Annotated in this window: 27 protein-coding genes; 15 read left to right on the top strand and 12 right to left on the bottom strand. The window is 62.3% G+C overall.

The genetic code is table 11. The features are described from left to right. Positions 1-30: 30 nt before the first annotated feature. A complete protein-coding gene (gene ilvA / locus NKJ32_RS26150) occupies positions 31-1,287 on the top strand; it encodes a threonine ammonia-lyase IlvA (RefSeq protein WP_352829278.1) in 1,257 nt (418 codons plus the stop codon). Next, on the top strand, positions 1,284-1,856 hold the full coding sequence (locus NKJ32_RS26155; protein WP_352829280.1) for a DUF1697 domain-containing protein: 573 nt from the start codon (positions 1,284-1,286) through the stop codon (positions 1,854-1,856). Before ilvA ends, NKJ32_RS26155 begins: the two co-directional genes overlap by 4 nt. An 8-nt stretch (positions 1,857-1,864) precedes the next feature. On the opposite strand, the gene NKJ32_RS26160 is transcribed toward NKJ32_RS26155, so the two are convergent. Continuing rightward, positions 1,865-2,158 (bottom strand): DUF2218 domain-containing protein, encoded by a 294-nt coding sequence (locus tag NKJ32_RS26160; protein ID WP_352829282.1) that lies wholly within the window; start codon positions 2,156-2,158, stop codon positions 1,865-1,867. A gap of 77 nt (positions 2,159-2,235) precedes the next feature. Then, positions 2,236-2,676, bottom strand: coding sequence for a lactoylglutathione lyase (gene gloA / locus NKJ32_RS26165; protein ID WP_023674793.1), 441 nt, complete (start codon positions 2,674-2,676; stop codon positions 2,236-2,238). 215 nt (positions 2,677-2,891) lie between these two features. On the opposite strand from gloA, the gene NKJ32_RS26170 reads away from it, so the two are divergent. The 4 genes from NKJ32_RS26170 (at position 2,892) to NKJ32_RS26185 (ending at position 5,366) form a co-directional block, all read left to right on the top strand. Further along, positions 2,892-3,488, top strand: a complete 597-nt coding sequence (locus tag NKJ32_RS26170; protein ID WP_502901132.1) for a cold-shock protein — start codon at positions 2,892-2,894, stop codon at positions 3,486-3,488. 19 nt (positions 3,489-3,507) lie between these two features. Beyond that, positions 3,508-4,071 carry a DUF192 domain-containing protein gene (locus NKJ32_RS26175; RefSeq protein ID WP_352829286.1) on the top strand — a complete coding sequence of 188 codons (564 nt, stop codon included), beginning with the start codon at positions 3,508-3,510 and terminating at the stop codon, positions 4,069-4,071. 20 nt (positions 4,072-4,091) lie between these two features. Then, the gene (locus tag NKJ32_RS26180; RefSeq protein WP_352683375.1) at positions 4,092-4,859 is read left to right on the top strand and encodes an alpha/beta fold hydrolase; all 768 of its coding nucleotides are present in this window, start codon (positions 4,092-4,094) and stop codon (positions 4,857-4,859) included. Between the two features lie 135 nt (positions 4,860-4,994). Continuing rightward, entirely contained in the window at positions 4,995-5,366 is a 372-nt protein-coding gene (locus NKJ32_RS26185; RefSeq protein ID WP_352829287.1) for a hypothetical protein, read from the top strand. A gap of 42 nt (positions 5,367-5,408) precedes the next feature. Here NKJ32_RS26185 and NKJ32_RS26190 read toward each other — a convergent pair whose 3' ends face one another. Next, positions 5,409-6,023, bottom strand: a complete 615-nt coding sequence (locus NKJ32_RS26190; protein ID WP_352829289.1) for an HD domain-containing protein — start codon at positions 6,021-6,023, stop codon at positions 5,409-5,411. Positions 6,024-6,182: 159 nt separating this feature from the next. Between NKJ32_RS26190 and cysE the strand changes: the two genes are divergently transcribed. Together cysE and NKJ32_RS26200 are read left to right on the top strand one after the other, a co-directional pair. Beyond that, entirely contained in the window at positions 6,183-7,031 is an 849-nt protein-coding gene (cysE, locus tag NKJ32_RS26195) for a serine O-acetyltransferase (RefSeq protein ID WP_023717455.1), read from the top strand. Positions 7,032-7,242: 211 nt separating this feature from the next. Then, the gene (locus tag NKJ32_RS26200) at positions 7,243-7,446 is read left to right on the top strand and encodes a DUF3126 family protein (RefSeq protein WP_023674799.1); all 204 of its coding nucleotides are present in this window, start codon (positions 7,243-7,245) and stop codon (positions 7,444-7,446) included. A gap of 264 nt (positions 7,447-7,710) precedes the next feature. Here the strand turns inward: NKJ32_RS26200 and NKJ32_RS26205 are convergent, their stop codons facing one another. Next, complete coding sequence (locus NKJ32_RS26205) at positions 7,711-8,442, bottom strand: hypothetical protein (RefSeq protein ID WP_352829291.1); 732 nt, start codon at positions 8,440-8,442, stop codon at positions 7,711-7,713. A gap of 119 nt (positions 8,443-8,561) precedes the next feature. Between NKJ32_RS26205 and NKJ32_RS26210 the strand changes: the two genes are divergently transcribed. Beyond that, positions 8,562-8,906: a DUF6949 family protein gene (locus NKJ32_RS26210; RefSeq protein ID WP_023674802.1), complete on the top strand. Its 345-nt coding sequence runs from the start codon at positions 8,562-8,564 to the stop codon at positions 8,904-8,906. Positions 8,907-8,924: 18 nt separating this feature from the next. Next, the gene (locus tag NKJ32_RS26215; protein WP_352829293.1) at positions 8,925-9,452 is read left to right on the top strand and encodes a gamma carbonic anhydrase family protein; all 528 of its coding nucleotides are present in this window, start codon (positions 8,925-8,927) and stop codon (positions 9,450-9,452) included. A gap of 57 nt (positions 9,453-9,509) precedes the next feature. On the opposite strand, the gene NKJ32_RS26220 is transcribed toward NKJ32_RS26215, so the two are convergent. Both NKJ32_RS26220 and NKJ32_RS26225 read right to left on the bottom strand, forming a co-directional pair. After that, positions 9,510-10,256, bottom strand: coding sequence for an SDR family oxidoreductase (locus tag NKJ32_RS26220; RefSeq protein ID WP_352829295.1), 747 nt, complete (start codon positions 10,254-10,256; stop codon positions 9,510-9,512). A 30-nt stretch (positions 10,257-10,286) separates the two neighbouring features. Then, entirely contained in the window at positions 10,287-11,477 is a 1,191-nt protein-coding gene (locus NKJ32_RS26225) for an MFS transporter (protein WP_352829297.1), read from the bottom strand. Between the two features lie 96 nt (positions 11,478-11,573). On the opposite strand from NKJ32_RS26225, the gene NKJ32_RS26230 reads away from it, so the two are divergent. Next, complete coding sequence (locus tag NKJ32_RS26230) at positions 11,574-12,470, top strand: LysR family transcriptional regulator (protein WP_352829299.1); 897 nt, start codon at positions 11,574-11,576, stop codon at positions 12,468-12,470. An 88-nt stretch (positions 12,471-12,558) separates the two neighbouring features. Here the strand turns inward: NKJ32_RS26230 and NKJ32_RS26235 are convergent, their stop codons facing one another. From NKJ32_RS26235 to NKJ32_RS26250, 4 genes are all read right to left on the bottom strand, one after another. Beyond that, entirely contained in the window at positions 12,559-13,479 is a 921-nt protein-coding gene (locus tag NKJ32_RS26235; protein WP_352829301.1) for an HNH endonuclease, read from the bottom strand. Positions 13,480-13,780: 301 nt separating this feature from the next. Beyond that, positions 13,781-14,380: a transglutaminase-like cysteine peptidase gene (locus NKJ32_RS26240; protein ID WP_198023528.1), complete on the bottom strand. Its 600-nt coding sequence runs from the start codon at positions 14,378-14,380 to the stop codon at positions 13,781-13,783. A 263-nt stretch (positions 14,381-14,643) separates the two neighbouring features. Then, positions 14,644-15,261 carry a PilZ domain-containing protein gene (locus NKJ32_RS26245; protein WP_352541383.1) on the bottom strand — a complete coding sequence of 206 codons (618 nt, stop codon included), beginning with the start codon at positions 15,259-15,261 and terminating at the stop codon, positions 14,644-14,646. Between the two features lie 117 nt (positions 15,262-15,378). Next, positions 15,379-16,017, bottom strand: coding sequence for a PAS domain-containing protein (locus tag NKJ32_RS26250; RefSeq protein ID WP_023674809.1), 639 nt, complete (start codon positions 16,015-16,017; stop codon positions 15,379-15,381). 392 nt (positions 16,018-16,409) lie between these two features. Here NKJ32_RS26250 and NKJ32_RS26255 point away from each other — a divergent pair, with 392 nt between their 5' ends. The 4 genes from NKJ32_RS26255 (at position 16,410) to NKJ32_RS26270 (ending at position 19,891) form a co-directional block, all read left to right on the top strand. Continuing rightward, the gene (locus tag NKJ32_RS26255) at positions 16,410-17,180 is read left to right on the top strand and encodes a rhomboid family intramembrane serine protease (protein ID WP_352451103.1); all 771 of its coding nucleotides are present in this window, start codon (positions 16,410-16,412) and stop codon (positions 17,178-17,180) included. A 100-nt stretch (positions 17,181-17,280) separates the two neighbouring features. Beyond that, a complete protein-coding gene (locus NKJ32_RS26260; protein WP_352451102.1) occupies positions 17,281-17,712 on the top strand; it encodes a CBS domain-containing protein in 432 nt (143 codons plus the stop codon). A 189-nt stretch (positions 17,713-17,901) separates the two neighbouring features. Beyond that, on the top strand, positions 17,902-19,401 hold the full coding sequence (gene gatB, locus NKJ32_RS26265; RefSeq protein WP_352829303.1) for an Asp-tRNA(Asn)/Glu-tRNA(Gln) amidotransferase subunit GatB: 1,500 nt from the start codon (positions 17,902-17,904) through the stop codon (positions 19,399-19,401). A gap of 1 nt (position 19,402) precedes the next feature. Continuing rightward, entirely contained in the window at positions 19,403-19,891 is a 489-nt protein-coding gene (locus NKJ32_RS26270; RefSeq protein ID WP_352829305.1) for a GNAT family N-acetyltransferase, read from the top strand. 16 nt (positions 19,892-19,907) lie between these two features. On the opposite strand, the gene NKJ32_RS26275 is transcribed toward NKJ32_RS26270, so the two are convergent. After that, positions 19,908-20,249 carry a hypothetical protein gene (locus NKJ32_RS26275; protein WP_352829307.1) on the bottom strand — a complete coding sequence of 114 codons (342 nt, stop codon included), beginning with the start codon at positions 20,247-20,249 and terminating at the stop codon, positions 19,908-19,910. A 151-nt stretch (positions 20,250-20,400) separates the two neighbouring features. Next, positions 20,401-21,612 carry a hypothetical protein gene (locus NKJ32_RS26280; protein WP_352829309.1) on the bottom strand — a complete coding sequence of 404 codons (1,212 nt, stop codon included), beginning with the start codon at positions 21,610-21,612 and terminating at the stop codon, positions 20,401-20,403. Between the last annotated feature and the right edge of the window lie 59 nt (positions 21,613-21,671).

Genomic DNA, 21,671 nt, shown 5'->3' on the forward strand with positions numbered 1-21,671 from the left:
AACTCGCGTAGCCTGTGGGGTACTCCTGCCATGACCAGTTTCTCCTCTCGCGTCGCTGCCGCCGCTGCGGCGATCCGCGAGATTTTTCCGGAGACGCCGCTGCAGGAAAACGACTATCTGTCGAAGAAGACCGGCGCGCGGGTGCTGCTGAAGCGCGAGGACCTGACGCCGGTGCGCTCCTACAAGATCCGCGGCGCCTTCAACTTCTTCCGCAAGACGCTCGCCGCCGGCAACGCTGCCGAGCTGTTCGTCTGCGCTTCGGCCGGCAATCACGCGCAGGGCTTTGCCTTCGTCTGCCGCCATTTCGGCAAGAAGGGCGTCGTCTTCATGCCGGTGACGACGCCGCAGCAGAAGATCGACAAGACGCGGCTGTTCGGCGGCGAATTCGTCGAGATCAGGCTGGTCGGCGATTTCTTCGACGACTGCTACCGCGCCGCACTCGAATACACCGAAACTGCCGGCGCACACATGGTGCCGCCGTTCGACCATAAGGACATCATCGAAGGGCAGGCGACCGTCGCCTATGAGATATCAGGCCAGATGCCCGGCGCGCGCATGCCCGACATTGTCATGCTGCCGGTCGGCGGCGGCGGCCTGGCCGCCGGCGTCACCCATTATTTCGCCGACCAGCACCGCGAAACGCGCTTCGTCTTTTGCGAGCCGGCCGGCGCCCCGAGTCTGAGCGAGAGCCTTGCCGCCGGAAAGCGGATCAAGCTCGCCAAGGTCGACAATTTCGTCGACGGCGCAGCAGTGGCCGAGATCGGCCGCGAGCCGTTGCGGCACCTCAAGGAGTTTGCCGCCGACACCGTGCGGCTGATCCCGGAAAACCGGCTCTGCGCGACCATGATCGAAATGCTCAATGTCGAAGGCGTCGTGCTGGAGCCGGCCGGCGCGCTGGCGATCGATGCGCTCAAGGATTTTTCCAGGAAGGAAATCAGGGGCAAGACCATCGTCGCCGTGGTGTCGGGCGGCAATTTCGATTTCGAGCGGCTGCCGGATGTGAAGGAACGGGCGCTGCGCTTCGAGGGCTTGAAGAAATACTTCATCATCCGCTTTCCGCAACGGCCCGGCGCGCTGCGCGATTTCCTCGAATTGCTGGGTCCCGACGACGACATCGCCCGCTTCGAATATCTGAAGAAATCGGCGCGCAATTTCGGTTCGGTGCTGATCGGCATCGAAACCAAGGACCGCCGCAATTTCGACCTGCTCAAGGCGAATTTCGACGCCGAGAGCGTCCATTACCAGGACATCACAGACAACGAGACGCTCGCAGGGTTCATCATATGAGCAGCAACGATCTTCCGAACGCTCCGGCGAACGTTCTTATCGCGCTGTTTTCCGGCATCAATGTCGGCGGCAACCGCATCGTCAAGATGGCGGAACTCAGGTCATTTTTCGAGCAGCTCGGCTTCTCCGATGTCGCCACCTATGTGCAGAGCGGCAACGCCGTGTTCCGGTCGCCAGATGGCGATGCGGCGACGCTGACCAGGCGGTTGGAAGCGGAATTCGAGAAGAAATGGGGGTTCCATTCACGCATCATGGTGCGCGATCTCGGCTGGCTCGAGCGGCTGGCGGCGGACAATCCCTATCCGGAAGTGGCCGGCGAGCCGACCAAGCTGCACGCCTATGCGCTGGAGCGCCGGCCGACCGCCGAAGAGGTCGCTCGGCTGACAGAGAAATGCACCGGTCCCGAACGCTTCGAGATCAAGGGCGACGTGCTCTACCTGCATGCGCCTGACGGGCTCGGCAAATCGGTGTTTGCCAATCTCATTCCGCGCGTTCTGAAGGTGCCGGGCACGGCGCGCAATTGGCGCACCGTGCTGATGCTGCTGGACATGGCCAAGGCCGGCGGTTGACAGGTCGTCTACGCGGCCGGAGCGCGTTTCCAGTCGAATGCCAGCTCTTCACGGAAGGCGAAGCGCTTGATGTGCTCGGCGACGACCGTTTCCAGGCGCTCGAGCGAGCCGGCTTCATCGGTCGTCACCGCAATGTGCAGCGCAGCCGGGTCGGCATCGAGAACCGTGCGGCCGAGCGTCAGATCGATGGTGCCGTGGTTCGGGTCGAACTCGACCGGAAATTTATGTGCCCAATGCTTGCACAGCTGCTGCAGATAGCGGCTGGCGAGTTCGGTGGCGACGTCGACATGGCTGGCCGGCATGAATGAATTCTCCTTGGGAATGCGGACGCGAAAACCGAACCAGGGCCCCCTGCGTTCGTTCAAGATGGCGTGATCGGTTACCAGCTGCCGGTGTTCGGCATCGACGCCCACGGCTCGGCCTTCGGCTTGGCCGGACCTTTCTGCAACAGCTCGATCGAGATGCCGTCCGGCGATTTGACGAACGCCATGTTGCCGTCGCGCGGCGGCCGGTTGATGGTAACGCCATTGTCCATCAGCCGCTGACAGGTGGCGTAGATGTCGTCGACCTCATAGGCGAGATGGCCGAAATTGCGGCCGCCCTTGTAGTCTTCCGGGTCCCAATTGTAGGTCAGCTCGACCAGCGGCGCTTTCTCGCTGATGCCGCTTTGCTCGTCTTCGGGGGCGGCGAGGAAGATCAGCGTGTAGCGGCCTTGCTCGTTTTCATGGCGGCGCACTTCCTTGAGGCCAAGCTTGTTGCAGTAGAAATCGAGCGAAGCATCGATGTCGGCGACGCGGACCATGGTGTGCAGATAGCGCATGATTTCCTCCTTATGTTGCGTTGCGGCGCAACATAGGGGCGGCCCGGCCAAAGGGCAATTGGCCACGCTTGCCGGCGCCGGCAAACGGCAAATCCGCTATTCCTGTACGGAACCGTGAAAAAAGGCACGTCAGGTCTTGCACACACCGGAAGCCGCGGTGTTAATCTGATACCAAGAATCAGTTGCGGTGTTTGTTGAAAAAAGGGGGCGTTCTTATGGGGGAAAAGGCCTCTTTCATGGGGCGGGACGGGGCCGGTAACGATGCGTTGAAGCGGGATGAGAGCGCCGATACGGCCGATCTCGTCGAAATCGCCGGCGCCATCAAATGGTTCGACGTGGCCAAGGGCTACGGTTTCATCCTTCCCGATGATGGTTCTTCGGGCGATATCCTCCTCCATGTGACATGCCTTCGAAAGGACGGTTTTCAGACCGCCCTGGAAGGCGCCCGTGTCGTCTGCCTGGTCAAGCAAAGCGAGCGCGGGCTGCAGGCCTTCCGCGTGCTCTCGATGGATGTCACCACGGCGGTGCATCCGGCGGAGATGCAGGAGCAGCGCACCCATGTCGCGGTGACGCCGGAAAGCGGCCTCGAACGGGCGCTGGTCAAATGGTTCAACCGCACCAAGGGGTTCGGCTTTCTGACCCGGGGCGAGGGCACCGAGGACATTTTCGTCCACATGGAGACGCTGCGCCGCTACGGCATCACCGAACTCCGGCCGGGCCAGGTGGTGCTGGTCCGCTTCGGGCGCGGCGACAAAGGCCTTATGGCTGCCGAAATTCACCCCGATATGGGTACCTTGCCGGTCTCGCATTAGTTCCGGCCGAGGATTTCATATGGCTCACAGGAACCGGCTGACGGCGGGCGCGCTCTGCGCCGGGATTTTCCTCATCGTCGCCGCAAGTGCGTTCTTCTATTTTCAGCAACCGAGTTCCGCCGACGGCAAGGCGATGATCCTTCCCGTCGACCCAGCGCCGCTGGTCGCGGTGACGAAGGCCGGCGAGCGTTCTTTTTCGGTCGAAATCGCCGACACGCCCGCCGAGCGCGAAGCCGGCCTGATGTTCCGCCGCCACATGGCCGACAATCACGGCATGCTGTTCGTGTTCGGTGCGCCGCAGGATGTGAGTTTCTGGATGAAGAACACGCCGATGCCGCTCGACCTGATCTTCGTCGGCCAGGACGGCCGGATCCGGGCGATCGAGCAAGGCGAGCCGCAGTCGGAGGCGATCATCTCGCCGGACGAACCTGTGCGCTTCGTGCTCGAGCTCAAGGCGGGCACCGCCGCCAAAAAGGGCCTTGAGGACGGCGACCTGCTGCGCCATCCGGCCATCGGCACGGCGCCGGGCGCGGCCATGCCGCCGCCCGACAAGGGCGATGCGCCGAGTGTCGATTCCGACTGAACGGGCAGGATCTTCGGCCGATGCAGTTTTTCTCCCATGACGGTTTCGACCTTGCTTTCCTTGACCGCCAGCCGGCATCGGGGCAGGGCGATCCGGTGCTGATGATCCACGGCTTTGCCTCGAGCCATTACGTCAACTGGGTGTCGCCCGGCTGGTTCAAGACGCTGAACGACGCCGGCTATCGTGCCATCGCCTTCGACAATCGCGGCCATGGGTCGTCGTCGAAGAGCTATGACGAAGCCGACTACACGCCGGCAAAAATGGCGTCGGACGCGGCAGCGCTTTTGAACCATCTCGGCATCGAACGCGCTCATGTCATGGGTTATTCGATGGGCGCGCGCATATCGGCCTTCCTGGCGCTCTCCGACCCGGAGAAGGTGGCGACGCTGGTCTTCGGCGGTCTCGGCATCGGCATGGTCGACGGCGTCGGCGACTGGGATCCGATAGCCGACGCCCTTCTGGCCGACGATCCGGCAGGCACCAGCGATCCGCGCGGCCGCTCGTTCCGCGCCTTCGCCGATCAGACCCGCAGCGATCGCCGGGCGCTCGCCGCCTGCATCGCCACCTCGCGCGAATTGCTGAGCGAGGCCGACCTTGCCCGCATTGCCCAGCCGACGCTGATCGCCGTCGGCACCAAGGACGACATCGGTGGTTCGCCGGATGAACTCGCCGCCCTGATGCCCAACGCCAGGGCTTTTCATATCGAAGGCCGCGACCATATGCTGGCGGTCGGCGACAAGACCTTCAAGCAGCGCGTGCTGGAGTTTTATGCCGAGCATCCGCTTTGATGGATGGTTCCCAAAAGCGGCCATAGGGCCTGAAGCTGGGATTCTTAGCGGTTTTGCAACGATACAGGAATTAATAATAGCGACGTGTGGATCGGTTCAAACCCGCCGCGCGCTGAACTGAAGGCAGGGGATACGATGGCACAATGGGGAAGAAGCGACGCCGCTTTGCAGGGCGTCATTGCGAAAAGCAGGTTCGGCGAATGGTCCGTTGATATAGCGCTGGCCGCATTGGCGACAGGGGCGATTGCGATCACCGCGTTGATAGCAATGCCGAGCGACGCCTCCCCACTGCTCCAGAACAGTGCGACGGGCTTCTTCGCTGCGGTATTTTTCCTGGCCGGGCCTTTGGCACATCTTACCGGCGCGGTCTTCGGGCTGATGGCGCTTGGGCGCCCAAACGACAATCGTTTGCTCGGCCTGGCTGGCATCGTGGTCAACGGCGCGTCGCTGGCGGCCGGGGTGTTCATGCTATGGGCAATGGCATCGACTTTTGGCGCATTCACCTGATTTCGGGCAAATCTTCCGGACGCAAGTGGCCGACGCGTCGGGCTACGATCCGCGCGGGCCGTGCCCCAGCGCCCTGAGCGACCGCGCCATGTTATGCCGGGCCTGGGTTTCGAAGCGCCGGCGGAACTCCTTGCTATGGAAGACATGCGGGCGGGCGAGGAAGCCATTCAGGACTGCGGCACGTCCGGCCCGCCACATCGGCCAATCGACCCACTGATATTCGCGGCGGACCGCCTGTTCATAAGCGTCGAACGCCTCGGGCGCAGCACCCAGGATCGCCAGGTCCATGTCGAGGAACAGCGCCGCGTCGCGAACCGAATGCTGGTCGCCAAGGGGCGGCAATTCGTGGCCGGCGGTGGCAGTGATCATCGCCGCGATGTGGCCGAGGCGTTGTGCATCGGCGCGACCGGCGAGCTTTTCCTCGGCAAGTGCGGCACTCCTCGCCTCATTGTCCTTGGCGCGGCTGTCGTAGATCGCGTCGTGAAACCAGATCGCTGCCTCGACTGCTTCAGGATCATGCAACAACGCCTTGTAATCATTGGCCAGCGCCAGCATCGCCTCGATGTGGCCAAGGTCGTGGTAGTGGCGATCTTCGGCCTCATAGAGCGCGGAAAGCTCGCGCTTCAGGGTCTCGTCCATCAAGGTTGCGTTTTCCATGGCTGCTTGAAATTCCGCCAACCAAATCCATTTGACGAAGCACTAAGGAAAATTGAGTTCACCCGTGCTATGATCTGGCTTATAGGTGCGGCCGGAGAATAGGCAAGCCGCCAACCGAGACATTGGATGGCCGAGACATTGGATGGCCGGAGACATCAGATGAACAGCGTTACGATTTCCCGTCCCACCAGGGTGCAGCCGGTAGATCCGATCTGGCGTTCGATCCGCGACGAAGCGATGGAAGCGGTCAACCGCGACCCGCTGCTGGCGGCGTTCCTCTATTCGACCATCCTCAATCAGGAAAACCTGGAAGAAGCGGTCATTCACCGGCTGGCCGAGCGCCTCGCCCATCAGGACATCGGCTCCGACCTCATCCGCCAGACGTTCAAGGCGATGGCGGCCGACGACAAGGACTGGTCGACGACGGTGCGCGTCGATATCCAGGCCTATTACGACCGTGATCCGGCATGCGACCGCTTCATCATGCCGGTGCTCTACTTCAAGGGTTTTCACGCCATCCAGACGCACCGGCTGGCGCATTGGCTGTGGAACCAGGGCCGCCAGGACTTCGCGCTGTATTTGCAGAGCCGGTCGTCCTCGGTGTTCCAGACCGACATTAATCCGGCTGCCCGCATCGGCAAGGGCATCTTCCTCGACCACGCCACCGGCCTCGTCGTCGGCCAGACGGCGGTGATCGAGGACGACGTGTCGATCCTGCACGGCGTGACGCTGGGCGGCACCGGCAAAGCCGGCGGCGACCGCCATCCCAAGATCCGCTACGGCGTGCTGATCGGCGCCGGCGCCAAGATCCTCGGCAACATCGAGATCGGCCATTGCTCGAAGATCGCGGCCGGCTCGGTGGTGCTGTCGCCGGTACCGCACAACAAGACGGTTGCCGGCGTGCCGGCCCGCGTCGTCGGCGAGACCGGCTGCGACCAGCCTTCGCGGCAGATGGACCAGCTGTTGCCATCGCAGACGATGGACCACGTCGTCAGCTTCGACATCTGAGTGCTCGGGCAGGGGCTGAATTCCTGCCCCCCATGCCGGCTTGCCTTTACATGGCCATTGTCGACGTGCCAGAAGCGCGCTCACCAATGCATGTCGCCCAAAGTGCCCAGCGGTTTTTGGGATAGCGACATGCATGAAGCAAGATTTAAAGCGCGTCGCATCGTCTCTTCAGACGCGACGCACTTTAGCAAGCGACGATCGGAGAAGACTGTTGAAGCCGGACGAAATCAGAAAGCTGGACGCCTATTTCAAGCGCACCTTCCAGAACCCTAAACTCGAAGTGAAGGCGCGGCCGCGCAAGGAAGATTCGGCCGAGGTCTATGTCGGCGACGAGTTCCTTGGCATCGTCTTCAAGGACGAGGACGACGGCGATTATAATTTCTCGATGGCGATCCTCGACATCGATCTGGCCTGAGTTGGGAGTTTAGCTGGCCGCTACGCCTCAAGCGCTGCGGCGGTACGGAACCTTGCAGGACGGCGGCGGGACAGCGCCCTCCTCTGGCCTGCCGGCCATCTCCCCACGAGGGGGGAGATTGGCAGCCTCGGCGCTGCACTCTTCCTGCAACATTGGAGATTGGCGAAAGCCAAGATGACGGCCGATCTCCCCCCTCGTGGGGGAGATGTCCGGTAGGACAGAGAGGGGCGCGAAGGATCGCTACGGAACGGCTCGTTTCGTTGCTTACCGCCCGGTCTTCAGCACACGCGCTGCTTCGGCAGAAATCGCCGCGTCGAGCCCCTGCCAGTCGCCAAGGAATTCCCGGGGGAAGCGGTAGGTAAGGCTGAGATTATCGCCGACCAGGATGTCGCGTTCGCAGGGCGCCAGCGATTCGTCCGAGCTCGGGCCGCTCAGGCAGCGTGCGACGAACGGATCCTTTCCGGGGCGATCGGCGACCGCCAGCACTTCGTTCAGATAGCCTGATTTTTCGCTGAACGCGTAAAGCGTGGTGCCGCCAGGGCCGGGCGTACCCGGCTTGGCGATCAGCGCGCTGTAGATCGGCGCGAAGCGGCCGCTCATGTCGCGCGACATCATCTGCGGCTCGAACGACAGGAAGACGATGTCCTTGCTGGGTCCGGTGTGGTTGAAGTCGTTGCGGGCAGCCTCGCTGTAGCCGTCCATCTCGGGATAGCGCAGATAGAGGTCGAGTCGCGAGGCGATGCCGTCGCGCCGGGCCTGGGCAAAGCGGATGACATTGGCCGGCACGGCGATGACGTTGTTGCCGATGACGACCCTGTGGACCGTGGTGTCGTCGGTGTACCCGGCCATGGCGATCGAGCGGCCGAACCATTTGCCGCCGAGGCTGATCGCCACCGAAAGCAGCGCCAGCGTCGCGAATGCATAAAACACCCGCCTCATCAGCGTCGAATCGACGACGCTGAGTTGCGGGCTCTCAGTGGCGGCTGCCTGCTTCATCGCGACCCTCGTTTGCCGTCCCATCGGGTGTGCCTGAACGGCACATCTCGGCGCGGCACGGCTCTTGCTTCGCAGCTTTGCGGGCGACTGTGCGATTTCATGGTAAACGGAGGGTAAAGATGGGCCCCGTCGAACAAATCATATTCAGTTTTATGGCTGGGCTGACGGCTTGCGGCCTGGCCGGATCGGCGATGGAGCTGATCGCCGGCCGTAGGCTTGCCTTCGTCCAACCCTATGTATCGTCGAAGCACATGCTGCGCTCACTCGCCGCGACGGCTTGCGCCGGGCCGCTGATGTTCGCCAACGAGGCGCTGGACGCCTGGCGCGAGCGTCGCATCTCGGTGCTGGGGCTGATCTCCTACGGCTGTACGGCGACCATCTGGGCGCTGGCGCTGGGCATGGTGGTGATCGCCATTGCGTCCTGGGCGGCTTCGCTTCTAGGGTCTGGCAGCTTGTCGGTGTGAGACGATCTGGAGATAGCAATGCCGATCTACGCGATTGACGGAAAAGCGCCCGCCTTCGAGGACGCCGACAGCAACTGGATCGCGCCCGATGCCACCCTGATCGGCAATATCAGGATTGGCCGCAATGCCGGCTTCTGGTTCGGCGTCGTCGTCCGCGGCGACGACGAGCCAATCGTCATCGGCGCCGACACAAACGTGCAGGAGCACACAATCATGCACACCGACGCCGGCTTTCCGCTGACCGTCGGCCAAGGCTGCACGATCGGCCACCGTGCCTTGCTGCACGGATGCACGATCGGTGACAACAGCCTGATCGGCATGGGCGCCATCGTGCTGAACGGCGCGAAAATCGGCAACAACTCGCAGGTCGGCGCCGGCGCGCTGGTCACCGAAGGCAAGCAATTTCCCGACAATTCGCTGATCGTCGGCTCGCCCGCGCGCGTCGTCAGGATGCTCGACGAGGCCGCAGTCGCCAGGCTGCGCGCCTCGGCCGCGCATTATGTGGCAAACGGCAGGCGGTTTAGGGCGGGGCTGAAGAAGGTCTAGCCGACCCGGAAATGGCGGAGCCGGGCCTTAAGATATCGAAGCATAACCCCTTCCAAGTCAAACCGGCTGGGCGGTCGGCCGGAACAAGATCTCGTTGATATCGACGTCGTCGGGCTCGTTGATCGCGAAGGCGACCGTTCGGGCAAACGTATCTGGCCCCACGGCGATCTTGCTCACGAAGTCCCTGGTCCCCTGCTGGATATCCTTCTCGCTGATATGCTCGAGCAACTCTGTGCTGACAGCGCCCGGCGAGATCACCGTGGTGCGGATATTGTAGGGTTTCACCTCTTTCCGCAGACCCTCGGATAGCGCACGCACCGCGAACTTGGTGGCGCAATAGACCGCCGCACCCGGGTCGACCACATGGCCGTATACGGACGAGACATTGATAATGTGCCCCGATCGCTGCTCCTTCATGTACGGAAGCGCGGCCGCGATGCCGTAAAGGACGCCCTTGATGTTGACGTCGATCATCCGGTCCCATTCGTCGACCTTGAGCCGTTCGAGCGGGGCCAACGGCATGAGGCCCGCATTGTTGAGCATCACGTCGATGCGGCCGAATTCCCGGACCGCCGTGTTCACCAGATTCTGGACCTGGCCGGCGTCGGTGACGTCCGTAGTAACGGCCTTGGCTTTGTGCCCAGCGGCGGTCAGTTCCTGGACAAGGGCGTCGATGCGGTGTGACCGGCGAGCACCCAGGACCACGGAAGCGCCTCGTGCGGCAAGATGGCGTGCCGTCGCTTCACCGAGGCCACTGCTGGCACCGGTGATGATGACGATCTTGTTCTCGATTCCTTCGGACATGAGATTCTCCTAGACAAGAATTGAAAGAGTTCAGGTGCGGGGGCCGGCCGAGGCGGCGAGCAAGGCCGAGCCCGTGAGCAGGACCGCGGCGAGAAGGAAGGCGCTCCACCAGCCGGCCACGTCGAACAGCAGGCCTCCTGCAATAGCGCCGCCTGCGATCGCGAACTGGATCAGGGCGACCTGGAGTCCGCCCCCGGCCTCCAGGTCTTCAGGGATGAGCGTGGTCATCCAGGTGTTCCACGCCACCGGGATCGGGGTAGCGAACAGTCCCCAAAGAACCAGGAGGCCGGCCGTGGCGCGTGCAAACGGTCCAAAGGTAATCAGCAGTAGAGCGAAGACCGCGAGTGCACTCGGCAGCCCGATCAGCACGGCTGTGAGGTGCCGCCGGAGTATGAGGCCGATGATCGACAGTCCCGCCAGGCCACCGAGGCCGACGCCTAACAGAGCCAGTGAGAGGGTGTTGACCTCAAGGCCCGTCACGTTTTCCAGAAACGGCCGCAGATAGATCGAGAGCGCGTTCTGCCCGATGAAAGCGAGCCCGGTCGCGCCCATGCCGATGGCGAATCTGCGATTCCGCAGCAGGCCGAACATGCTTGACACCGAGGCGATCTCTATCGGCGGCATCTTCGGGAGAACGGCCAACTGCCACACGAGCGCCGCAAGGCCGATGGGGACAGTGACGAAAAAGGTTCCCCGCCATCCGATCAGCGATCCGAGGAAGCTGCCGACGGGCGCTGCGATCACCAATGCGAAGGCAGTGCCACCCTGGAGCAAGGCAATGGCCTTGGGCAGGTCGGGTCCCGCGGCCAGGCGGGCCAGAATGGCCGTCGACAGTGACCAGAAACCGCCGATCGCGATGCCGACCAGCGCCCGCCCGGCCAGGAAGACCAGGAAGTTGGGAGCAAGCGCCACCGCCAGGCTCGATGCGGCCAGCACTGCCGTATAGACCAGAACCACCGTCCGTCGATCGACGTTTCGCAACAGCGAGTTGCCGAAGAGGCTGGTAACCACGGCGAAGAATCCGGATACCGCGATTGCCTGGCCTGCCTGACCCTCGGAGACGGCCAGATCCTGAGCGATCGGGGTGAGCAGGCTCACCGGGAGGAACTCCAGTCCGACCAGAAGGAAGGTCAGCAGCGACAGGCAGACCACCGCAGACCATGGGGTCGTCCCGCTGTCAGCAGCAGCAGTGGCCTCGTCCAGTGCGAAATCGATGGTCATAAGGCAGTCTCCTGTCCGTTCCCGAACTAAGTAGTCGGGCTAGCCAAATGCGACTAGCGGGTATAATTTTGATGTGCTTGTGAATGAGGCTCATCAATGCCACGCGACGAGTTCGCCGAAATGCGCGCGTTCCTGGAGATCACCCGGACGCGGAGCTTCACCCGAGCAGCCGCCAAGCTCGGGGTCACTCCTTCGGCCCTTAGCCACACCATCAAGTCGCTGGAGTCGCGGCTTGGCGTCCGTCTTCTGTCTCGCACCACGCGCGACGTGGCCCCGACGGCGGCCGGTCAACGCCTCAAGGAAGGGATCGAACCGCATTTCGAAGGCATCGCGGCTGAGGTCAGCGCTCTCGGCGTCCTTCGCGACAGGCCGTCCGGCAACATTCGCCTGGTGTGCACCGACGATTCGGTCGACATTGTCTTCCGCGCCCGGCTGCCAAAGTTCCTGAGCGACTTCCCCGATATCAATGTCGAGTTGGTGGTCGACAACGCCTTCACCAACATCGTCGAGCGCCAGTTCGATGCCGGCGTGCGTCTGGGCGAGTCCATTGCCCGGGATATGGTAGCCGTGCGCATCGGAGCCGACGTGACCTACACTGTGGTCGGCTCACCCCATTACTTCGCCCACCGGACACCGCCGGAGACGCCGCAGGAGCTGACCGACCATAACTGCATCAACTACCGGCTGCCGACGTCAGGATCGGTCTATGCCTGGGAATTGCGGGAAGGAGCGCGCGAGTTCAGTGCTCGGGTCGAGGGGCAACTGACGCTTAACAACATGGGGCCGGCGATCCAGGCCGCGCTTGACGGAGTGGGCTTGGCCTATCTGCCGCGCGAACTCGTCCTTCCACACATTGAGAGTGGCCTTCTCCATGAAGTCCTGACCAAATGGTGCCCGACGTTCCAGGGTTACCACCTGTACTATCCAAGCCGGCGCCATCCCTCTCCGGCGTTTTCCGCCTTTGTCGACGCGTTCCGTATCAGGGGCAAGTAACAGCGTTTCGACGGCAAACGGCAGCTCGTATCCGACAAACGATCGTGAGACAGCGCGCCTAACGATCGAGCGGTCAGTATGATGCTCATTAACCGAGGTATCGGCTCTCATTGTGCCAGCGCAGCGCCGCCGCATCCGGTTGCTGGCTCTTGTTGGCCGGGAGTGAGATCTCTGATCCGTGCAGTTCGTAATAGTGCCGACCGTTCTCAAATTCCTCTCGGATCCGACCGCTAACCTCAAATCGGTGGTCTTGCGACACCGTGACATAACCCTGATCAAAGAGGCTGTGGATGTCCCGTCGCATGAGGATTCCATTGCTTGCAGAGTGTTCGCCGCCATCCGCGTAAGGGCGAATATGTGCTGCTTCCAGAGCTGGTAACGTGCGCTCCTTGGTTATGGCGCAACGTCTTCCGTACAAGTCTGTCACAACGAGGCGAAATGCTCCCTGACCAAGCCGTGGTCGGATCAACGTCGGCTCCCCGTAGCGTACGGGTTCGGAGAAGCCCGTGGATTCAATAGCTGGTGCCATCGCATCTTGAACGCTTTCCCAAAGGGCCCTGCCGTCTGCTTCGTCTGTACCGTATCCTCGAAATGACACAAGGTTTCTTGCCCAAGACACAGGAGGAGGAAACCACCGGCTCTCGGGCAGAAAAAAGGGCTGTGTCAGTATTCGGCAACCGATCTCCACCGGCCCTGCTGTAGCCGGGTCCATTTTTCGGTAGCGAAGAATGCGAGTTCGCATTTCGGCAAGGCCGGTCACGTCATTCGCTACCCCGAAGGCGTCCCAGGCGAGTGACAGCGGCATGATCGTCGACGAAGCGAAGATGCCACCACCAACGATCATGTTGATAGGATAATGCAGTTTGAACAGGAACAACTCGCCCGGTTCCAAAGCTCGGAATGATTTTGGCGAAGGCGACCAGAAATTGACTTCAGTAAGCTCCGGTTGACGGCGCAACTGATTGAACCAGTCGCCATCCGTTACAGCTACCGCGATCGTGACCGCCATTGAGACCCCCATCACTATCATGCAGCGTTGCGCATGGTGATCTCAACACCATACACGTTTCAGAGGCGTCACGGCGATGTTGCGCCGTTTTGCAATTAACGCCAACCGCTTGCTTGGAAATGGTGGAGCCGGCCCGGGGACGGGGCCGGCTCCTTAAACCCGGTCGTTGGGGACGGGGAGGGTGGGGACTCGACCGGGTTTCTCCTAAAGCGCGAAGTCATGCGACGCACTTAACCTCTGTTTTATGCATGTCGTTATCCCAAAACCGCTACGCGCTTTTGGGCGACATCCATTGGCGTCCTCAGCGGACGCTGGCGACCGCGTCGGAGCGGCCGTCGTTGATCGTCACCCAGGCGCCGGAATTCCGCTCGGACTGGCGCTTCAGGTAGGTGTAGCCGGTATTGGTCCAGGACAGCACCTTGGGCTGGAGATTGTCGAGGATGAACTCGCCAAGGCTGGTGCGCACGGTCAGCACCGCATGGCCGTCGCCATTGCGCTGGCGCACCACCGTCATCAGCAGATCGCCGGCCGGCACGCCGATGCTCATCAGCTCGCGGCGCTTTTCCAGCGCATAGTCCTCGCAGTCGCCGAAGCCGCTATTGGGAAAGGACCAGACTTCCTCCTTGCCCCACATTTCCATGTCGGTGCGCGGCGCGACCCTGCTGTTGACCGAATTGTTGACCTTGACGATCGTTGCCCACAGCTTGCGGGTCAGCTCGACGGGTGCCCGGCCAGGCGTCCTCTGATTGCATTCCTGCGGAAGCTGCTGGCACAATTCGTAGTGTCCGACCGGCTGCGTGGTGCGGCCGCCGGTGTGCATGAAGGCCGGCTCCGCCGCGTTTACAGTCCCCCAACCGAAAAGCTGCATCGCTATTGCCGCCAGCAACAGCTTGCCCCTCATCCTGTTCATTATTCAGTCTCCCCGTTTGAGGAGACAATGACACGGCTGGATTTATTTGACGCAAAAGCGCGAAGTAGACATTAAGTAAAACGCCAATAGAATAAACATAAAATTTGACCAAATTGAATATAGAATTGTTTAAGGATTCCAGCCGGACATGTTCCCATGCTTCGTCGCACCGTTCGAACAGCTAGGATGGCGGGACAGACGGGGGGCGCGAAGGATCGCCAGCCTCTCTTCCCGATAGTGCTAACGCTTCCGCGTCAGCCGCGCGATGAGCTGAATTCGGTATCGAGCGTTTCCGGCCGCTGGATGACGGCGAACTCGATGGCGACGCCATCTTCGAAATGCCGCACTATCTGGCCGCGCATGGTGCCCAGCGTCACCTGGACGCCGATGGCCGGCTTGACGTCGATCTCGATCGCCGCGCCCGACAGCGACAGGTCGATGATGCGGCACTGGTACTGGCGTCCGTCGGCAAGCTGCAGCACGCTCGTCGGGTTGCGCGGTGCGACGCGCTCATGGCGGCGGTCCTCCGGCAGGTCGAGCTCGTGCTTGTTGGCAAGCCAGGTCAGTTGCGCGGCGAGCTTGTCCCTCTTGCGGTCCGACGCGATGACGGTCATCGCAAAGCCATCCTGCAAAGTGCGGGTGATGACGCCTTCGATGCGGCCGATGTGATCGATATAGGCAATGACCTTTTCGCCAGCCAGGCCGGCGCGCTCGGTGCGCAGCGCTACGTTGCCGGGCGACATGTCGACCACCTGGCAGGGATGTTCGGTGCGGTCTTCCAGCATGAAACGTCCGTAAATTTTCACGCGGACGCGCTGAAAGTTACGCCTTTCAGCTTGGGACGGCGCATGGTCGACCGCCGCTGACCTCATCACTGCCATACCCCATTCGGCATTCCGCGCATGGATGCGGGGAATTTCAGCGGAAAACTACAACAAAGCAGGTTAACAAAGGGGAAAGCCCGTCACTGTTGCTTTAAGCTTTGGGCATCATTCCTCGCGTCCGCCGTCGAAGACGACCAGGTGACGGATGCGGCGGGCCTGGCCGAGCGCCGAAATCGTCTCGGGCGGGTCGAATTCCGACGGGGCGAGCGAGGGAACCTCTATCGCCGGACGGTTCCCCGGGAACATCGGCTCCTTGTCGGGATCGACGACACGGATCGAATCGATCAAGGCGTCGAGAACCGGGTCGGCACCCAGCCAGAAGGGCTTTTCGACGGCGCTTATCACGCCGAGGCAGCGCGGGCTCTCGACACCGCCGTCGAGCGGCAGCGCGAGCAGCTCGAACCTGTTGGAACGGCCGCTGCGGCTGAAACCCTCGTAGGTGATGAGCACCACCGATTTCAGGTCGAAGACGCCATCGGTCAGCTTCGAGATCAGCCGCTGGTCCTTCTCGCGCCACAGCGAAGGGAATGAAAACCCCTTGAGTTCGCGGCCATAGACCGCGCAGAGCCTGGTGCCGGCCAGCCGGAACACCGCTTCGCCGCGCGTGTCCTTTTCCAGGATGAACGTGTCGGCCAGCAGCGACTTGATGTCGGCCGGTTCGACTTCCGAGCGCTTCGGGGCAGGGCGTCCGTCACGCAACCGGTTCCAATAATGGAACAGCGTGATCGATCCGGTCTGGTTCATGCTAATGCTGCTCCGCGCATTCTGTCTTCTGATGTCCCATCGGTGAACAGAAGGGCGCCCTCCGAAGACCTACATGCGTTGCGGAGCAGGATGCGTGCCAGCATCGTTAATACTTGTTCACGGGTCGGGGCGGTTAAGGTTAACAACTGGTTTACGTTGCGCGCCTGCCAGCCCTGTGGCACACCAAAACCACTCCAGAAGCGGTCGTTTTGCGACGATCGGCAGCACTTCAGTCAAGAGTTCAGGGGGAGCAAGGGGGCTCGACCAGCCGTTCAAGGGAAACCTTGGACGGCTTCTTTTTTGATTCGGGGCTGCTGATTCGCCGTTTGTGATTCGGTTGGCCGTGATCTACATGCTCGCCAAGTCCAATCCAGCGACTGAGTGCAAGCCATATGAGCGACCCAGAAAGCCCACCGGAGATCGAGCAGGGCCAGGGTGGGCCTGTCGCCCGCGAACCGGAGCAGCGCCGCGAGCCGGTGTTCAACCTGCCGCCCGTGGTGCTGGCGGTGATCGCCATCTGCGTCGTCGTCTTTCTGATGCAGCAGTATGTGCTTAGCCAAGACCAGCAGCTGACACTATTGTACGACGGGGCCTTCATTCCTGTTCTCTACACTGGCCAATACGGCTTCGACTGGTTCCTGTTTTCTCGGCCCTTTACATATGCCTTCCTGCATGGCGGCTTTGCCCATCTTGCCATCAACATGGTGTGGCTCGCGGCCTTCGGCTCACCGTTGGCCAACCGCTTCGGCGCCCTGCGCTTCAGCCTGTTCTTCGCCGCGACCGGACTGGCGGCGGTGGCGCTGTTCTGGGCCATGCACCCGCTTGGCGAGGCGCCGCTGGTCGGCGCCTCCGGCGCGATTTCCGGCATGATGGGCGCGGCGGCACGCTACGGCTTCCGCATCGACCGCTCGTCGGGCAAGGCCGCCTTCGCCGGCCGGCCTTTGCCGATGGCGGCGGTGCTGCGCTCGCGCGGCGTCGTCACCTTTCTCGCCATGTGGATGGTGATCAACCTCGCGACCGGCCTCTTCGGCCTGGCGCCTGGCATTGACGGCCAGATCGCCTGGGAAGCCCATATTGGCGGCTTTCTTGCCGGCTTCTTCGGCCTGCGGTTTTTTGATCGACGAGAGCAGGTGCCCCGGCAGGCGGACGAGCCGGAGACCTGAGACCGCCGCACTTGAAAAGCAACCGATCGCGGCGCACCATGTTCATCCCAGGGAAAGCCGGCCAGGGCAGGAGCCGGCAGGAAATGCAGAGGAGGACGCCATGACTGTTAAGGCAATTCTCGAGGCAAAAGGCCACGGCGTGGTGACGCTCGGGCCGAACGAAAAGCTCAGCGAAGCCATCCGCATGCTTTCCGAACACAGGATCGGCGCGCTGGTCATCACCAACGGCGATCACAAGATCGTCGGCATTCTTTCCGAGCGCGATGTGGTGCGGGTTCTCGCCAAGGAGGGGGCGGCGGCGCTCGACCTTGCCATCCGCTCGGCGATGACGCCCAAGGTGAAGATCTGCAATGAGAACCACACCGTCAACGAGGTCATGGAGATCATGACCAAGGGCCGCTTCCGCCATCTGCCGGTGGAAAAGAACGGGCTGCTCGACGGCATCGTGTCGATCGGCGACGTGGTCAAGCGCCGCATCGAGGATGTCGAGCGCGAGGCCGAGGAGATCAGGGCCTACATCGCCACGGCATAGGTGACGGCGGCCGGGTTGCCGACAGGTCGATTTTTCAAGCTGCTATCGCAGTTCGTCGCGGCAGGTGCGGGCCTGTGCCGCGTCGGCGCCTGCGGCTTTGCGCTTGTCTCTTTTGGCGGTTTGCACTAGCGAAGTTGCACATCAAAATATGCGTTCTCGCATATCCGCAATTTCAATATGCAGGCCCTTATGAGCATTATCGACACCCGCACGCCCGACGCCAAGCGCCTGGTTCCCGGCGCCACCGGCGACTGGGAGATCATCATCGGCCTCGAGGTCCACGCGCAGGTGACCTCTCAGGCAAAGCTGTTTTCCGGCGCCTCGACCATTTTCGGCGCCGCGCCCAACGCCAATGTCAGCCTGGTCGACGCGGCGATGCCCGGCATGCTGCCGGTCATCAACGAGGAATGCGTCAAGCAGGCGATCCGCACCGGGCTGGGCCTAAAGGCCGAGATCAACCACAAATCGGTCTTCGACAGGAAAAACTATTTCTATCCCGACCTGCCGCAGGGCTACCAGATCTCGCAGTTCAAGCAGCCGATCGTCGGCGAGGGGAAGGTGATCGTCTCGGTCGGCCCGGACCGGCAGGGCGAATTCGAGGACATCGAGGTCGGCATCGAGCGCCTGCACCTGGAGCAGGACGCCGGCAAGTCGATGCACGACCAGCATGCGACGATGTCCTATGTCGATCTCAACCGCTCCGGTGTGGCGCTGATGGAGATCGTTTCGAAGCCGGATATGCGCTCCGCCGATGAAGCCAAGGCCTATGTCACCAAGCTGCGCACCATCGTGCGCTACCTCGGCACGTGCGACGGCAATATGGACGAAGGCTCGCTGCGCGCCGACGTCAACGTCTCGGTACGCCGGCCCGGCGGTGAATTCGGCACGCGCTGCGAGATCAAGAACGTCAACTCCATCCGTTTCATCGGCCAGGCCATCGACTACGAGGCGCGCCGCCAGATCGCCATCCTTGAGGACGGCGGCAAGATCGACCAGGAAACGCGGCTGTTCGACCCCAACAAGGGCGAAACGCGCTCGATGCGTTCCAAGGAAGAAGCGCACGACTACCGCTATTTCCCCGATCCCGACCTTCTGCCGCTGGAATTCGACCAGGCCTATGTCGACGAGTTGGCAAAGGACCTGCCGGAACTTCCCGACGCCAAAAAGGCGCGGCTGATCACCTCGCTCCGCCTGTCGACCTACGACGCCTCGATCCTGGTATCGGAAAAGGCGGTCGCCGACTATTTCGAGAAGGTGGCCGCTGGTCGCGATGGCAAGCTTGCCGCCAACTGGGTCATCAACGATTTGCTGGGTGCGTTGAACAGAGCCGGCAAGGACATTGAAAACGCTCCTGTTTCGCCCGACCAGCTTGGCGCGGTCATCGACCTGATCAAGGAAGGCACCATCTCCGGCAAGATCGCCAAGGATCTATTCGAGATCGTCTGGAACGAGGGCGGCGATCCGCGTCAGCTGGTCGAAAGCCGCGGCATGAAGCAGGTCACCGATACCGGCGCCATCGAAAAGGCGGTGGACGAGGTGATCGCGGCCAACCCGGACAAGGTCGAACAGGCGCGCGCCAAGCCGACCATGGCCGGCTGGTTCGTCGGCCAGGTGATGAAGGCGACTGGCGGCAAGGCCAATCCGCAGGCGGTCAACGAGCTGGTCAAGGCCAGGCTCGGGATCGAGTAGGATGTTCGTCCGCACCGCCGGCGAGCGCGATCTGGCGGCGGTGCGCGCATTGCTGATCGAGACGTGGCATGCCACCTATGACGCCATCTACGGCGCGGCGCGGGTTACCGAAATCACCGATGAATGGCATTCTATCGCCGCGCTCAAAGCACGGCTGACGCGGCCCAACTCGGAGTTCCTGCTCGCCGATGACGGCAAAAGCATCGGCGGCATGGCCTTCGCCGCCGCCACCACGGATCCCGCGATCGTCATGCTGAACCAGCTTTACGTGCATCCGGCCTGGCAGAGGCAAGGCATCGGCCAGGCGCTGCTGGACGAGATCGAGGCCAGCTTTCCGGAGGCCCGGACGCTGCGCGTCGAGGTCGAGGAAGCAAATGCTCCGGCCATCGCCTTTTACCGCGCGCGAGGGTTCTTGCCCGCCGGCAACACGGCCGATTGCGGCGGCGCCTCAGGCTTGCCGGCGCTGGTTTTGGAGAAGGCGACCGGCTAGCTCGTTCGCCTGGCGCTCAGTTGCGTTTCACGGGCAGGTTGGAGCAGCCGGCAGCGAGAAACTCGCACGGCAGGCTGCCGCCTCCACCCGACGTGTGCGGGGGCGTGGCGGCTTCGATTTTTTCCACCTCGTAATATTTCGAGGTGACGCCCCATTTTTTGACGCCCTGGCACGTCGAGCGCACGCCAACCTCCGTCGCCTTTGCCGCAGACTTGTAATACGTGGTGATCCTGCAGGATTGGCTGACCGGCAGCGCGTTCGCCGGGCTCGTGACCGGCGGCAGGAAGTTCGGGAAGGCAAGCAGCGAGATTGCCGCAATGATCCTGATGGCGGGCATGGTGTGAGGAAGGTGCAGCATCGTTTGTCTCCATCGATGGCGCCGCTCGCTCGTGGCGCAGCGGCGCGTTTGTTCCAGCAAGATCAGGCCATGATGCCGGCGCTGCCGCATCTGCCGCGCGGGGGATGGCGGCAGCGGTCTGAACCGCCGCCGTCATCCGCGAGCGGCCGCGTCAGGGCGTTTTCGGCTTGATGAGCGTCTTTATCGGAACGGCGACTTTTGGGGGCCGGACCGTACTGGCTCCACCGTCGACGGCCAGCCCGCCGCTGTTGAGATAGCGCACCGTATAGTGCAACTCGTAGCCGGGAACTCTGATCCATGTAGGCTTGTGATTGAACTGGTCCGGCGGCCTCGAATACCACTTCGGGATCTGCATGATCTTGGAACCGGCACCGAATCCCGCAGTCTTGGCCGCTACCGCGAAGGCGCTGTCTCTGGGGTCGTTCGGCGGCTGGTCGACATTGCCGATGACGACCAGCGAATCGTATTTTCGCGCGTCCAGCCGTACTGCGGGAAGGTTCAGCGCAGCCACGTCGCGTTCGCGCATCGTCAGCGCCTTCTGACGGCCATCCTCATTGGCATAGACGTTGAGGTTTATGGCCTCGGATTCCGTATAGACGACATTGTTGTGGAAGTCGCGGGCTGGCAGGCGTGTGAGGCTGTCGAAGGTCACTTCAACCGTCGGCTTGGCTATGGCGTCCGTCACCACCAGGTTGCGCCGTGGCACCGTCCAGAAGATGAGATCATCGCCGGTGGCCTGCGTGCCGGCATCGGAGCCGTCTATTGCCGAGCATTTCGAATTTGGAACCGGCGTCGTCACCGGCAGAGGTGCCGAAAACGAGCTCCGTACCTGAGCGTCGATGTAATTGCCGACGTTGAAAACGTCTTCGAGGATGTTGCCGCCCTCGAAGCTCGCCGGGCCGGGTTGCGAGCGGATGATGACCTGGCTGGAATCGGTCTGCCAGCCGCTGCAGAAGACGTTGACGTCTATGGGAATGCCGATGTGGCGGTCGGAGGTCACCGGGATCGAGACTTTGATGGTCAGGATGTAAGGAACTTTGACAAACCAGCTGTTCGGCTGGTTCAGCATCTGCGTCGCAAAGCGCGACGGCCGCCATTGCTTCAGCGATTCGATCGATGCGCGTGACGATCGTCCCTGGGCGGCCAGCTGTGCGTTGGTGGCGTCGACCTTGGCTTGCGCCAGGTTGCGGACGGTGTTGGTGATCAGGAACACGCCGAGTTCGGCTTTGCAGGGCCTGTTCGATTGTGTGGCGTTGCATGGGGCAAGTGCCGCACTGGGAACCGGCGGCCCCGAAGGCGGCGGCTGGGCGGCCGCGGCGGCCGCCATCAGGCAGAAGAACAGCATCGTGCAGATTTTCAACATGGTATCCTCGCTCAGTCGGTTGGAAACCACCCTCCGGCTAGACAACACCATTTCTTCGA

It is taken from the genome of Mesorhizobium sp. M0159 (genome assembly GCF_040322295.1).
Classification (GTDB): domain Bacteria; phylum Pseudomonadota; class Alphaproteobacteria; order Rhizobiales; family Rhizobiaceae; genus Mesorhizobium.

Coding starts and splice junctions, on each gene's coding strand:
- NKJ32_RS26230 (WP_352829299.1), top strand. CDS start 11,574: ATGCCACGCGACGAGTTCGCCGAAATGCGCGCGTTCCTGGAGATCACC.
- NKJ32_RS26245 (WP_352541383.1), bottom strand. CDS start 15,261: ATGAGGTCAGCGGCGGTCGACCATGCGCCGTCCCAAGCTGAAAGGCGT.
- NKJ32_RS26175 (WP_352829286.1), top strand. CDS start 3,508: ATGGCTCACAGGAACCGGCTGACGGCGGGCGCGCTCTGCGCCGGGATT.
- gloA (WP_023674793.1), bottom strand. CDS start 2,676: ATGCGCTATCTGCACACCATGGTCCGCGTCGCCGACATCGATGCTTCG.
- NKJ32_RS26185 (WP_352829287.1), top strand. CDS start 4,995: ATGGCACAATGGGGAAGAAGCGACGCCGCTTTGCAGGGCGTCATTGCG.
- NKJ32_RS26205 (WP_352829291.1), bottom strand. CDS start 8,442: ATGAAGCAGGCAGCCGCCACTGAGAGCCCGCAACTCAGCGTCGTCGAT.
- NKJ32_RS26190 (WP_352829289.1), bottom strand. CDS start 6,023: ATGGAAAACGCAACCTTGATGGACGAGACCCTGAAGCGCGAGCTTTCC.
- cysE (WP_023717455.1), top strand. CDS start 6,183: ATGAACAGCGTTACGATTTCCCGTCCCACCAGGGTGCAGCCGGTAGAT.
- NKJ32_RS26280 (WP_352829309.1), bottom strand. CDS start 21,612: ATGTTGAAAATCTGCACGATGCTGTTCTTCTGCCTGATGGCGGCCGCC.
- NKJ32_RS26180 (WP_352683375.1), top strand. CDS start 4,092: ATGCAGTTTTTCTCCCATGACGGTTTCGACCTTGCTTTCCTTGACCGC.
- NKJ32_RS26275 (WP_352829307.1), bottom strand. CDS start 20,249: ATGCTGCACCTTCCTCACACCATGCCCGCCATCAGGATCATTGCGGCA.
- NKJ32_RS26255 (WP_352451103.1), top strand. CDS start 16,410: ATGAGCGACCCAGAAAGCCCACCGGAGATCGAGCAGGGCCAGGGTGGG.
- NKJ32_RS26240 (WP_198023528.1), bottom strand. CDS start 14,380: ATGAGGGGCAAGCTGTTGCTGGCGGCAATAGCGATGCAGCTTTTCGGT.
- NKJ32_RS26170 (WP_502901132.1), top strand. CDS start 2,892: ATGGGGGAAAAGGCCTCTTTCATGGGGCGGGACGGGGCCGGTAACGAT.
- NKJ32_RS26235 (WP_352829301.1), bottom strand. CDS start 13,479: ATGGCGGTCACGATCGCGGTAGCTGTAACGGATGGCGACTGGTTCAAT.
- NKJ32_RS26160 (WP_352829282.1), bottom strand. CDS start 2,158: ATGCCGGCCAGCCATGTCGACGTCGCCACCGAACTCGCCAGCCGCTAT.
- NKJ32_RS26210 (WP_023674802.1), top strand. CDS start 8,562: ATGGGCCCCGTCGAACAAATCATATTCAGTTTTATGGCTGGGCTGACG.
- NKJ32_RS26260 (WP_352451102.1), top strand. CDS start 17,281: ATGACTGTTAAGGCAATTCTCGAGGCAAAAGGCCACGGCGTGGTGACG.
- ilvA (WP_352829278.1), top strand. CDS start 31: ATGACCAGTTTCTCCTCTCGCGTCGCTGCCGCCGCTGCGGCGATCCGC.
- NKJ32_RS26220 (WP_352829295.1), bottom strand. CDS start 10,256: ATGTCCGAAGGAATCGAGAACAAGATCGTCATCATCACCGGTGCCAGC.
- NKJ32_RS26270 (WP_352829305.1), top strand. CDS start 19,403: ATGTTCGTCCGCACCGCCGGCGAGCGCGATCTGGCGGCGGTGCGCGCA.
- gatB (WP_352829303.1), top strand. CDS start 17,902: ATGAGCATTATCGACACCCGCACGCCCGACGCCAAGCGCCTGGTTCCC.
- NKJ32_RS26215 (WP_352829293.1), top strand. CDS start 8,925: ATGCCGATCTACGCGATTGACGGAAAAGCGCCCGCCTTCGAGGACGCC.
- NKJ32_RS26155 (WP_352829280.1), top strand. CDS start 1,284: ATGAGCAGCAACGATCTTCCGAACGCTCCGGCGAACGTTCTTATCGCG.
- NKJ32_RS26250 (WP_023674809.1), bottom strand. CDS start 16,017: ATGAACCAGACCGGATCGATCACGCTGTTCCATTATTGGAACCGGTTG.
- NKJ32_RS26225 (WP_352829297.1), bottom strand. CDS start 11,477: ATGACCATCGATTTCGCACTGGACGAGGCCACTGCTGCTGCTGACAGC.